This window comes from Paenibacillus sp. OAS669, from assembly GCF_014873645.1.
Lineage (GTDB): Bacteria > Bacillota > Bacilli > Paenibacillales > NBRC-103111 > Paenibacillus_S > Paenibacillus_S vulneris.
In genome coordinates this window covers 1-11,379 of sequence record NZ_JADBDR010000032.1, presented here as the reverse complement: position 1 = coordinate 11,379, position 11,379 = coordinate 1, and the positions used below count along the sequence as shown (strand labels likewise).

At 48.9% G+C, this 11,379-nt stretch carries 12 protein-coding genes and 1 riboswitch; of the genes, 10 read left to right on the top strand and 2 right to left on the bottom strand.

Going from position 1 to position 11,379, the window contains the following annotated elements:
- Positions 1–241 precede the first annotated feature (241 nt).
- Positions 242–715 (top strand): GNAT family N-acetyltransferase, encoded by a 474-nt coding sequence (locus tag GGC63_RS34045; RefSeq protein WP_192705982.1) that lies wholly within the window; start codon positions 242–244, stop codon positions 713–715.
- A gap of 41 nt (positions 716–756) precedes the next feature.
- On the opposite strand, the gene GGC63_RS34040 is transcribed toward GGC63_RS34045, so the two are convergent.
- The gene (locus tag GGC63_RS34040; RefSeq protein WP_225948693.1) at positions 757–2,454 is read right to left on the bottom strand and encodes a hypothetical protein; all 1,698 of its coding nucleotides are present in this window, start codon (positions 2,452–2,454) and stop codon (positions 757–759) included.
- 290 nt (positions 2,455–2,744) lie between these two features.
- On the opposite strand from GGC63_RS34040, the gene GGC63_RS34035 reads away from it, so the two are divergent.
- The 6 genes from GGC63_RS34035 (at position 2,745) to GGC63_RS34010 (ending at position 8,165) form a co-directional block, all read left to right on the top strand.
- Positions 2,745–3,353 carry an RNA polymerase sigma factor gene (locus tag GGC63_RS34035; RefSeq protein ID WP_079913378.1) on the top strand — a complete coding sequence of 203 codons (609 nt, stop codon included), beginning with the start codon at positions 2,745–2,747 and terminating at the stop codon, positions 3,351–3,353.
- Positions 3,298–3,771, top strand: coding sequence for an anti-sigma factor family protein (locus tag GGC63_RS34030; RefSeq protein WP_192705981.1), 474 nt, complete (start codon positions 3,298–3,300; stop codon positions 3,769–3,771). Before GGC63_RS34035 ends, GGC63_RS34030 begins: the two co-directional genes overlap by 56 nt.
- A gap of 71 nt (positions 3,772–3,842) precedes the next feature.
- A complete protein-coding gene (locus GGC63_RS34025) occupies positions 3,843–4,463 on the top strand; it encodes a hypothetical protein (RefSeq protein ID WP_192705980.1) in 621 nt (206 codons plus the stop codon).
- A gap of 21 nt (positions 4,464–4,484) precedes the next feature.
- A complete protein-coding gene (locus tag GGC63_RS34020; RefSeq protein ID WP_192705979.1) occupies positions 4,485–5,738 on the top strand; it encodes a DUF4097 family beta strand repeat-containing protein in 1,254 nt (417 codons plus the stop codon).
- Positions 5,739–5,840: 102 nt separating this feature from the next.
- Complete coding sequence (gene perR, locus GGC63_RS34015; RefSeq protein ID WP_079913374.1) at positions 5,841–6,278, top strand: peroxide-responsive transcriptional repressor PerR; 438 nt, start codon at positions 5,841–5,843, stop codon at positions 6,276–6,278.
- A gap of 138 nt (positions 6,279–6,416) precedes the next feature.
- The gene (locus tag GGC63_RS34010) at positions 6,417–8,165 is read left to right on the top strand and encodes a glycosyl hydrolase family 18 protein (protein ID WP_192705978.1); all 1,749 of its coding nucleotides are present in this window, start codon (positions 6,417–6,419) and stop codon (positions 8,163–8,165) included.
- 74 nt (positions 8,166–8,239) lie between these two features.
- Here the strand turns inward: GGC63_RS34010 and GGC63_RS34005 are convergent, their stop codons facing one another.
- The gene (locus GGC63_RS34005; RefSeq protein ID WP_079913372.1) at positions 8,240–8,587 is read right to left on the bottom strand and encodes a DUF2614 family zinc ribbon-containing protein; all 348 of its coding nucleotides are present in this window, start codon (positions 8,585–8,587) and stop codon (positions 8,240–8,242) included.
- A gap of 117 nt (positions 8,588–8,704) precedes the next feature.
- Here GGC63_RS34005 and GGC63_RS34000 point away from each other — a divergent pair, with 117 nt between their 5' ends.
- The 3 genes from GGC63_RS34000 to GGC63_RS33990 all read left to right on the top strand — a co-directional run bounded on the left by GGC63_RS34000 (position 8,705) and on the right by GGC63_RS33990 (position 10,886).
- On the top strand, positions 8,705–9,574 hold the full coding sequence (locus tag GGC63_RS34000; protein WP_192705977.1) for a nucleotidyltransferase-like protein: 870 nt from the start codon (positions 8,705–8,707) through the stop codon (positions 9,572–9,574).
- A gap of 50 nt (positions 9,575–9,624) precedes the next feature.
- Positions 9,625–9,761: riboswitch (TPP riboswitch) on the top strand.
- A gap of 93 nt (positions 9,762–9,854) precedes the next feature.
- Positions 9,855–10,055: a sulfur carrier protein ThiS gene (gene thiS / locus GGC63_RS33995; RefSeq protein WP_079913371.1), complete on the top strand. Its 201-nt coding sequence runs from the start codon at positions 9,855–9,857 to the stop codon at positions 10,053–10,055.
- Positions 10,056–10,112: 57 nt separating this feature from the next.
- Positions 10,113–10,886 (top strand): thiazole synthase, encoded by a 774-nt coding sequence (locus tag GGC63_RS33990; RefSeq protein ID WP_225948692.1) that lies wholly within the window; start codon positions 10,113–10,115, stop codon positions 10,884–10,886.
- Positions 10,887–11,379: the final 493 nt, after the last annotated feature.

The window sequence follows — 11,379 nt, the reverse complement described above, 5'->3', positions numbered from 1 at the left end:
CATGAATGACGAACATCGGAAAGCCGTATGAGGGAAAACCTCACGTACGGTTTGATGAGGAGGGGCAGAAATTTATCTGCCCTTTACTCTAGAACATTTGCGATGGTAACACTCGTGGCGAGGAATGAAAGTAGCCTCCATATGGAAACGATTGGAATAAGGGGATTTCTGTTGTATACTTACTTTCATCTAGAAGAGCTTGCAAAGGGATAATGACCTGCCTGCGAGGAGAGAGGACGATATGATTCAACCTATTGATATAGAGGACAACCACCAAGTACTGGAGCTATTGATGCTGCAGCAGCTCTCTTACCGGGTGGAAGCGGAACGGATTGGCTTTGATGAAATTCCTCCCTTATTTGATTCGCCCAAGACGATTCGGGAATCCGGCGAGCAGTTTTTCGGTTATTATGAAGGGCAGCAGCTGGCAGGCGCTGTATCGGTCAAGCAAGGCACGAAGGAGCTCACGATATGCCGGCTGATGGTTCACCCGTCGTTTTTTCGCCGTGGTATCGCCACGCAGCTGCTGCAGTATGCCGAGCAATTCGCCATGCCGGGGATGGCCGTGAAAGTATCGACCGGCACGAACAACGAGCCTGCCGTATTGCTGTACGGAAAGCATGGGTATGAAGCAGGTCAGGTGCTGGAGATTGCTCCTAATGTGACGCTTACTGTGTTTCACAAGAGAATCCCTTATGAAAAAGAAGAAACGTGATACGGTTGGTCCGCATCACGTTTTTTTGAGGCTTACGCTATTTAAAAGATAGTATAATCATCCCAATGGATTGGCTCGCCGTTCACGGCTGCTTGATATCCCGCCGCAGTCCCGAGCTTCAGCTCGTCTCTCCTTCTTGTCACATACGAGACCTCGATACCGGCAGCATCGGTGGTTTTTGCCGCAAATTGGGCTGGGGACAGCCTCATGCGGGATGTGAACTGCTCCAGATCGCGGATTCCCAGCTGCTCCGCTTCCTTGGAGGACATCACCTCCATGACGACACCGTTGGCGCCGCCAACGAAGGGGCTTGTGATGGATACCCGATCCGGCTTCTCCTCGGCATGGAAATCGTTCTTTAGATGAAATACCGCGTATACGTTGCCGATTCGGCCATAGCCGCTGCGCCCTTCAAACGACCATTCCCCTGTAGGCAGACAGCCGATAAGAGACGGATAAGCCTCCTGATCCTCAGCAGGAACCTCCCACAGCTGCGCCACGGAATCCTGATGGAACAGGACTTGACCGTACCGGCTTTGATGTCTGTCGTCCCCTTCTTTATATTTATTTCCCGGATGGAAGAAGAACGCCTGATTCACCCCGATAGCGGCGGCCGGGTCTGTCAGAGGCAGCGTAACATCCCATCGCTGCTGCTCGTTGTCGAATTCATCCCGGCGTTCCCAAATACCGCCTACAGCGTAGTCCGGTGTTATATAAGTGTATAGATGAGCTTCCTCGGTTACTTCCCCGTCCACCTCAGCGAACTGAATTTTACGCTTCAGCTCCTTTACGGAGTCGCGCTCTACTGCACGCTTCACAATGTCCTCCGACACCTGGTAAGTATAGAGGCTTGCCCCTTCCAGACGCGTAATGACGGCAGGCATCGGGAAATCCCCGAACTGGATATAATCGAGCAGCGTATTATTGTCCTTCGGTCCGTCATGCGGCCATTGGCGCGATTGGGCACCGACCCAGGCCCCTTTTAAATACGAGTCCGCACGAAGGTTCCAGAGGTGGTCCAGCATTTCACTCACCGTCTCGCGAACCGCCGCATCATCTACGACTTCCCACACGCAGGCGAACGACTGAATCCAGTGCCAATGCCATGGAAGAGCCCCGTACTCCTTGAAGCCGAACGTTTTCACATGCCGAAGCTGCTGCTTGGCGAATCGAAGTCCCTGCTCTAGCAGTTCTTGATCGTCGAATTGATGACCGAGCAAGAGCTTCAAGGAAGTATGCTTGGCTTCATGGTGATGAATTTGCTTGATCGGCTGGCGATACACGCTGCTTTGGTAAATATGAAGAATCGACAGATTCAGCTCGCTCTTCAGGCCGAGAGGAAGCACATGCTGGAATTGGTTATAAAATAAAATAATAAGACAGCCCATCAGCTCTACCGGAAGGAGGTTAGGCTTGGCTAAGGCGGGATCACTGCCCAAATTAAGCGGCCAATGGCCGTACATCGGGTTTTCAGGGTCCTGCACCTGCAAGCTTAATACCCGGCTTATCATGTTCGAGGCCAAATCGAGGGCGGATTGGCGCTCGGCTTCGCTCATTTCGGAGCTAGCCTGCAGATCTGTGCAATAAGAGAACAGATGAATCGCATAATAAAAATTATCGCGCACGTCGCTATGAAACCAGAAGCCGCTGGGCAGAACAGGCAGCTCGAGCGCTTTGCGGGCTGCCAGACGGCGAATGGCTTGTTTTCTTTCCGTCAATGCTGAGTAAGATGCAGTCAATGGAGTTCCTCCGTTCATTCTTTTTGCATGGAATGGCTTTAAACGTTTCATTCTCTACATTCTAAGTGTAGCGTCACAGGAAGGGAAGTCAACTCCAAGACCCAAACATTTTCGTCCGATGAGAGGAAACCGTGGTAAAATAGGCTCATGTGAAAAAGTTCTCCTTCCTGCCAGGACGCGATCATACATGCTGTTCTTATGGAACGAAAAAATATTTACGATTTTTGAAGGGGTCCGACAGCTTCTGCCGTCCAATAGTGTATAACAACATAACCGAAGGCGGTGAAACGATGGAACAATTGACGGATGAGCAATTGGTTGAACAGATCCGTCAAGGCGATGAGGAGGCTTACCGTCTCTTGATTGAGCGTCATAAGAATTACATTTATACGCTCGTGTATCGCATGGTTGAGCATCGCGAAACCGCCGAAGATTTGACGCAGGAAATTTTTATCAAGCTGTATCGGTCGTTGGTTCATTTTCGTGGCGATGCCAAATTTACGACCTGGGTTTACCGGCTGACAGTCAACCTAGTCACCGATTACCGCCGCTCCCAGCGGCGCAGGCCTTATGAGGCTTTACTGGATAAGATGAAGAACTGGTTCGGCAATCGTCAGGAAGAGCCGGAAGCTGCAGCCCTGCAAAAGGAAGAGCAGCAGACTATCCTGAAGCTTTTATCGGAGCTGCCCGACAAGTACAGACTTATCCTGTATTTGTATCATTACAAACAGCTGTCCTATCAAGAAATTGCCGAAGCGACACAGCTTCCGATGAAAACGATAGAGACAAGATTATATCGGGGAAAAGCGCTGCTCAAACAAAAATGGCAGGAGGTACGCAATCATGAACAAAAGCTATCTGCATCCGGACGATCATCATCTGCTACTATTTCTAAATAGCGCCTGTTCTGAGCTGGAATTGAAGAAGATCGGACGGCACATCCAAGGCTGCCCCGACTGCCGGACACGGCTCCGCGCTTATCTTGACATGGAGTCTCTATTGGATCAAGTGCCTCTGCTCCAGGCGCCGGAGGAATTGACGGACAAGGTCATGGGGGCCATCGGGAGAGAGTCCCGGGAGCAAACCCTTCGAGCAGCCGCTGCTTCCCGCCATGCTTCCAAAGCCAAAGGAAGATGGCATAATGAATTGGTGCACGGATTGGTGGCTACGGCAGCGACCTACGTGTTCATCTCCTCAGGGGTCCTGGGTAAAATCATGTCCATTAATGCGGAGCAGTGGGGGGACGACGTCCAAAGCAAGGTTGCCGCATTGGGATGGATCGTACATCAACTTTCCGTCCAGTTATTATTTTCTTAGCAAGTACATTGGAAAGCTTAACAATATGAGCATCGAATCAGTTCATTTGAACGAATGGAGGTTAATCGTATATGGAGGAGCAGCGCAAGCAGCCGTTTTTAAATGAAGAAGAAAAGGAAGATGCATTTTTGAGGGAGCGAATGGAGCGATGGAACCAGGTGCCTCCTAATCAGCCTCCTTACGACCCGTTTCGCGCCGCGCCGCGCAAAAGCAAATTTGTAGCCTGCCTGCTCTCATTTTTGATTCCAGGCACGGGCCAACTGTATCTTGGGTTGATGCAGCGGGGTATGATGCTGATGCTTCTACTGATTGCAGATATTTTCGCCATTGTGTTTTTTGCGACCAATGCAAGTGCAAGCATTCCGTTGATCGTATTATTTTCCTTGTTCATCCCGGTCATTTATTTCTACAACATTTTTGATGCGCTTCAACAGACCGACAAAGTCAATTCCGGGTGGGGCGGGCTTTATTCCGATACGATGGATACCGTGGGCAGCAAAAGGTCATCCAAAGGTCCAAAAGGCAGCACGATCGGCTACTTGTTGATTATCGGGGGCGTATTCCTGTTTCTTGTAAGCAGCAAGCCGGCCTGGCTGAACCGGATTTTTGAGCTGCTCGGGTCCTCTATCGGTGCTGTTGTGCTTATTGTTGTAGGCGTCGTGATGTTTTTGAAGGAATCTACGAAAAAATAAAGACAAGAAGGAGAACGTACGATGCGAAAAGCAGGACGTTACACGGCTGCGCTGCTTCTGGTTTTAGTCGGGGCGGCGGTAATTGCCGATCAGTACATGGGATCGCAGTGGACAGCGCTTCTTGTTAACTGGTGGCCCGTATTGTTTGTAGCTTTGGGCGTTGAGTATATTTTATTTAATATGAAATACGGAGACAGCGACAAGCAGCTGAAGCTGGATCTAGGCGGCGTCATTATTGCGGTTATCCTCTCCGCTATTGTCATTGGCAGCACGCAGTCCGCCGCGCTGTTCCGCAATTGGTCGGCCAATCTCAATTTGGGAGATGCGGTGCTTTCCTTCACCCAAGGGGATGGACACAAATTTGAACAGGGAACGACTGAAATCGTGTTGGCCAGCGGGGTGGATAAGGTAACGGTTAATAACCCTTCGGGCAATGTCGTTCTAAAGCAGGGAACTACGGATAAGCTTCAAATTGAAACGACCGTTTACGTGGCCGTGGATGACGAGCAGGAGGCCAAGCGAATTGCTTCCGAGGCGCGGTTGGAGCAGCGGGTTCAAGGACATGAGCTGACGTTAACCTCCACAGGAGCAGAGTACGGAGGCGGGTTCTGGCAACAGCGCAAGGCGCGCACTGATCTGGTGATCAGCCTGCCGCAGCAAATCAAGCTCGACATGGATCTGGAGACAAGTAACGGGTCCATCACCGCGGAACAATTGGCTTTCAAGCGGGAGCTGAAGGCCAGGACGACCAATGGAGAAATCAAGGCTGCTTCCATCCGGGCCGATAACATAGAGCTTCGATCCACCAATGCCCGCATCGCAGCTGTAAAGACCCAAGGAAGCATGAAGCTGGATTCAACCAACGGCGTGCTGGAGGTGCAGGATCATCAGGGGGATGTGAAGCTGACATCGACCAACGGCAGCCTTACCTTGAATCAGGTTAACGGTACCATAGCTGCCAAAACAACGAACGGAAATATTCAGATCCAGGATGTACCCGGCGGATTAAAGGCAGACACAACGAATGGCTCCGTACAAGTTGCGAGCCGCGTTATTAACGGGGATTGGGATATCGAGACGACTCACGGCGGCATCAAGCTGGTACTGCCCCCTAACGGAGACTACACTCTCAAAGGAGAAGGGGAGAGAGACAGTATTCATTCGGCGATTCCGATGCAAATTAATAAGAAGTCGATCGAAGGAGTTGTCGGTACGGGAAAACATAAAATACATTTGGATACGAGTGGAACTATCGATATTCAAAAAGCGGAGTAGCACGTTCTTTTTTTCAGCTATCCTGTAACTTCATTGACAAATGTAAATAAAGCCGCGTAAAATAAATCGATACCCTTTTATCGGATTAGGCGGTGAGACAGCATGGATTCACGATTGGAGCAAGCGTTGCACAAATTGAAATCGACAGGCGTACGCATGACCCCGCAAAGACATGCTATTCTGGCCTATTTATTAAATACGATGACGCATCCGACGGCTGACGAGATCTATAAGGCGCTGGCGCCCCGGTTTCCGAGCATGAGTGTTGCAACGGTATACAACAATCTTAAGGTATTTATCGAGGTCGGACTGGTTCGTGAGATGACCTACGGCGATCATTCAAGCCGGTTTGATGCGGATATGTCGGATCATTACCATGCGCTCTGCGAGGAATGCGGCAAGCTCGTTGACTTTTCCTACAAGCCGCTGGATGATTTGGAGAAAACGGCCGGGATAGAGACAGGGTTTTTGGTGAAAAGCCACCGTGTCGAAGTTTATGGGATCTGCTCGGATTGTGCCGGAGCCCGGCAACTGTCGTAAATTGGAACATTCTACTAATATAAGGTATAATGGACGTGCTTAAAGCCTGCTTGGCAATCAAGTGGCTTTCAGTGCGTCTTTTTTGTTAAACTAGTACTAGATTTGAGCGATGACTAGAGTCGCCATGGGAGTGAAGCAATGGAACCGGATTTGATGATGAATCATAGAACGACGAGAAAAAGGTCGAAAAAATGGCGCATATGGACCCTATTGTTCGCCGTATTACTCGGAGCCGCGGCCGTAGTGTACTGGGACAAATATGTTCCGACCAGCCGGCATGAGGATCCCTCCTTCGAGGGAATCGCGAAGCCGATCTTCTATAAAGGCGTTTTATATGATGAGCCGGCCTCGGGGAAGGAAGAGAGCTTGAAGCTGCCCTTTGCCTTAGCCAAGGAATTAATAGATCCGATGATGCTGTACGAGGAATCGAGTGATTCGACCATTATCACGACGCAGGACAAGGTAGTTCGCTTGAGGACAAGCCAGTTGACCGGAACGATTAATGAGAAGCCCTTCAACCTGAAGTTTCCTCTGGAAAAAGTAAACGGAACCCTGTATCTGCCCATGGAGCCTTTAAAGCAGCTTTACGGGATAGAATTGCGGGAGTCTCAGGACACCGGCGCTGTGATCCTTGTGAAAGAAGGGGACGAACTCAACTGGGGCAAAGCGGTATCTTATCCGAACAAGCCGGACAAAACGATTCCGATGCGCAAGGAGATGTCCATTAAATCTCCGATTGTTGCTGATTTAAAGCAGGGAGAGGACGTCATGATCTGGGGTGAGGAGGAAGAGTGGTACCATGTGCAGCTGAAGAACGGGTATATGGGCTACGTCAAAAAGGACCATTTGTTGTCCGATCATGTGGAAAAGGTCCCCAAGCAGGAGCAGCCTCCAAGCTTTGTAGCGCCGAAGTTGGAGGGCGGGAAGATCAATATGACCTGGGAGCAGGTAACGACTCCAAAAAGCCCGGATACATCCAAATTTCCACCTATGCCCGGCTTGAATGTGGTTAGCCCTACCTGGTTTCATATCGATGACGGTCAGGGCAACTTGAAGAACATTGTTGATCCGGCCTATGTCAAGTGGGCGCACAGCCAAAACTATCATATTTGGGCGCTGTTCAGCAATGGATTTGATCCGAAGCGCACGACAGAAGCATTGTCGACCTACGATAAAAGAATGAAGATGATCAAGCAGCTACTAAGCTTTGCGCAATTATATTCCTTACAGGGCATTAATATCGATTTTGAAAATGTAAATACTAAGGATAAAGAAAACCTGGTCCAATTCGTCCGCGAAATGGTGCCGTTAATGCATGAACAGGGGCTTGTCGTATCGATGGATGTTACGCCGAAGTCTTCAAGCGAGATGTGGTCGGCCTTTTATGACCGGAAAGCTCTTATAGATTCTTTGGACTATATGATGATCATGGCCTATGACGAATACTGGGCCAGCAGCCCTACCGCAGGCTCCGTCTCCTCGCTTCCTTGGGTGGAGAAGAACGTCGTGAAGCTGATGAAGGAGGACCAGATTCCGGCCTCGAAGCTAGTGCTGGGCGTTCCTTTCTATACCCGGATCTGGACGGAGGAGGTCGTTGACGGCAAGAAGAAGGTAAGCTCGAGATCGGTCTATATGGACAATCCGCAAAGAACGATCAAAGAGAAAAATCTGACTCCTGTGTTCCTGCCGGAGGTCGGTCAAAACTATGTCGAGTACAAGGAAGGCGACAAGCTGAACCGTATATGGCTGGAGGATGAGGTATCCATGAAAGCGCGGATGGATATCGTTAATAAATACCAGCTTGCCGGAGTGGCTACGTGGCGAAGAGGCTACGAGAACCCGGCTATATGGGAGCTTATAAAGACAGAGCTTAACAAAAAGCCTTAACCGGACAAAAAAACTGGCTTCCTCTCTCACCTCATGCAGGTAGGGAAAGGAGCCAGTTTTCTTTGCTTCGGCCGTTAAAGATTGGCTTTGGCATTCGGGTCGTGCTGGGGATCCAGAGACAGGATCGTTTTGCAGAACATGCAGCGGTCCGTTTTACCGAGAATTTTGGTAGCCTTGCCGCATTCGGGGCATTCGACAACGGTGGTGCTGGTAGACATCATACCGGCCCAGAAATACACTCCCATGCTGGCCAGCATAGAGATAGCTCCGATGACCATACATATACCGGCGATAATCTTGCCTGCTACGCCCCAGTTAAAAACAATGCCTGCTAACCCCACGATCATCAGCAGCATGCCTCCCATGGTCAGCAGCAGTCCCCATAACCGGAATTCATTAACTTTACTGGATTTTAATATCACGGGTGTCACTTCTTTCTTTAGATAAAATGTGAAATTTGTCACTGAAATGATGCAGGAAACCGCCTACTAATGTAGAAATAAGAAGTATCATGGAATGTTATGTAGGAGGCTGCGGCGATGAACGCCCTAAAGGAACAAAGGATTGCCAGGCTCCGGGAAGATGATGCAGTCATGAGTATATTGGCGGTCGATAATCCGTCAATGTTTTCTGCAATCACGGACGGATTCGATCTCCTGTTGCTAGTCATTGTAAAAGAGGGCCTGCAAACTGATCAACAGTATCATTATATAAAAGACGACTGCCGTATACAAGAAAGATGGTTTACTTCGTCTGCAATTCATCAGCTTATGCTGCACGGAGAGCACCGCAACCTCATTTACTGGATCTTAAAGGGAGAGATTCTTCTGGATCGGAATACGTATTTAGAAGGTTTGCGGCATCGGATGCTGGAATTTCCGTCGGAAATGAGAGAGCACAAGCTGTTAATAGAATTCTCCAGATTTTTGCGCAAATATATGGAGAGTAAAGAATATATTTTGGAGGACCATCTGCTGGATGCGTACAATAACATTCTCGAAGCGCTCCATCATTGGGCGAGGATTGTTATCATCGAAGCGGGAAGCCATCCCGAAATTACCGTCTGGCGTCAGGTAAAAACGATTAATCCCGGAGTATACAAGCTGTATGAGGAGCTCACGCTAAGCAATGAAACGCTCAAGCAGCGCGTCCAGCTAGTGCTTCTTGCTTGCGAATTTTCCGTCATGTCCAAGATGGAGAGATGCTGCGGCCTCTTGCTCTCCCTATTGTCCAGCCGTGAAGAAGCCTGGAGCCTAGGCGAGCTTCAGCAGTGTGAGAAGCTGTCCGACATTCGGTTCGAGCTTCCGCTTATCCTGAATAAGCTGGTGAAGAAATCACTGGCCAAGGAAATTATCTATACATTGGACGAAGAAGTATCCCAGCTGGAATTACGGTACACAACGAAATAAGGAATCCAAGCGACAAAAACAGCAGTTTCTGCTATACTTATACTCAATTGAATAACCACTAGGGGAGCCTTTTATCGCGAGGCTGAGATAAGAAAGCTTTTTCTTGACCCTTGGAACCTGATTATGGCATGTCTTGTGCGGCATGCTTCTGGATGATACCAGCGTAGGGAAGTGGACGAACGTAAGATGCTGTTTTCGGCATATTTACACCAAGTCAACCTCTTGTGCGCGGTTGGCTTTTTTTGTTGTCAATTTTACCTGGAAAGCGTGGTGTGGTGGTGTGAGACTGATCATTAACGGGGAAGCGAGAGAAGTAGATCAGGTAACGAATGTTGCCGAGCTGCTTACTGTTTTCAAACTTGAGCAAAAAATACTGGTCATCGAGCTGAATCGGGACATTATCGAGCGCAGCGAGTATGCCAATACAGCTCTCAAGGAAGGCGACTCTCTTGAAATTGTTCACTTTGTAGGCGGGGGTTAAGGATTGATTTGCCCGTTATACTTGCTTGCACATACATATTAATGGAGGTTTGTACAAATGAATGACGTGTTAAAAATCGGCCCCTATGAATTCAAATCCAGATTGCTGCTAGGGACAGGCAAATTCAATTCGCTGGATATTCAAAACCAAGCCGTTCAGGCTTCCGAAGCGGACGTTCTTACCTTCGCTATTCGCCGTCTGCCTATCGATAACCCGGAAGCTCCTAATTTCCTGGAGACGCTGGATTTAAAAAAGTTTACGCTTCTCCCTAACACGGCGGGCGCTTATACTGTAGAAGAAGCTGTTCGTATTGCAAAGCTGGCCAAGGCATCGGGCATGTGCGACATGATTAAGGTGGAAGTCATCGGTGATCCGAAGACTCTGCTGCCGGACCCTATCGGAACGCTAGAAGCTACGAAAATACTGGTGGACCTTGGCTTCATCGTGCTGCCGTATACCTCGGACGATCCGATTCTGGCGCGCAAGCTGCAGGAAGCGGGAGCCGCTGCAGTTATGCCTGGAGCTTCTCCTATCGGTTCGGGACAGGGCATTGCCAATCCGAATCAGCTTCGCTTTATTATCGAAGAAGCGAAAGTTCCTGTAATCGTTGACGCGGGTATAGGCGGTCCGGCAGATGCTGCATTGGCAATGGAGCTGGGTGCCGATGGCGTACTTCTGAACACGGCTGTCGCCGGCGCTCAGGATCCGGTTCTCATGGCGGAAGCATTCAAGCTGGCTGTCATTGCGGGACGTAAAGGATTTATGGCGGGGCGCATTCCTAAAAAGAGATATGCCTCTGCAAGCAGCCCGGTCGAAGGAATGATCGAATAGCTTGAGCTTGATTCGAAACCTGAAGGGAGTACGTCTGGTTTAGACAGGCGTGCTTCTTTTATTCTGTAAGCCATCGAAAAAAGAGCATCTGCCTTGAAAGATGATTCGCTGAATATTTTTTTAAAATAACGCTTGACTTTATATATAAGCCTATGATACATTAACTCTCGCCGCTAAAAAACGGCAAACACATCCGAAACAAATCAAGCTTAATAAGAAAAATAAATTTCAAAAAAAAGCTTGCATTAAGATGGGTGAATGTGATATATTAAAAAAGTCGCTGCTAAACAAAGCGACACGAAATGACAAGATGAAAATTACGAAAGTAATGAAGTTTTGTCGAGATATTGTCCTTTGAAAACTGAACAACGAGTGAATGTTTGAACAGAGAATGAAAGTTCTCGCTAGCATTGAATTTTGAGCTTAAGACAAGCTCTATTATAGATCACTTCGGTGATCACTTTAATGGAGAGTTTGATCCTGGCTCAGGACG

What these genes read in the sequence shown, in the direction of transcription:
- GGC63_RS33990 (WP_225948692.1), top strand. Translation starts at nt 10,113, where the DNA reads ATGAATGACGTGTTAAAAATCGGCCCCTATGAATTCAAATCCAGATTG.
- GGC63_RS34035 (WP_079913378.1), top strand. Translation starts at nt 2,745, where the DNA reads ATGGAACAATTGACGGATGAGCAATTGGTTGAACAGATCCGTCAAGGC.
- GGC63_RS34025 (WP_192705980.1), top strand. Translation starts at nt 3,843, where the DNA reads ATGGAGGAGCAGCGCAAGCAGCCGTTTTTAAATGAAGAAGAAAAGGAA.
- GGC63_RS34000 (WP_192705977.1), top strand. Translation starts at nt 8,705, where the DNA reads ATGAACGCCCTAAAGGAACAAAGGATTGCCAGGCTCCGGGAAGATGAT.
- GGC63_RS34030 (WP_192705981.1), top strand. Translation starts at nt 3,298, where the DNA reads ATGAACAAAAGCTATCTGCATCCGGACGATCATCATCTGCTACTATTT.
- GGC63_RS34045 (WP_192705982.1), top strand. Translation starts at nt 242, where the DNA reads ATGATTCAACCTATTGATATAGAGGACAACCACCAAGTACTGGAGCTA.
- GGC63_RS34020 (WP_192705979.1), top strand. Translation starts at nt 4,485, where the DNA reads ATGCGAAAAGCAGGACGTTACACGGCTGCGCTGCTTCTGGTTTTAGTC.
- perR (WP_079913374.1), top strand. Translation starts at nt 5,841, where the DNA reads ATGGATTCACGATTGGAGCAAGCGTTGCACAAATTGAAATCGACAGGC.
- GGC63_RS34010 (WP_192705978.1), top strand. Translation starts at nt 6,417, where the DNA reads ATGGAACCGGATTTGATGATGAATCATAGAACGACGAGAAAAAGGTCG.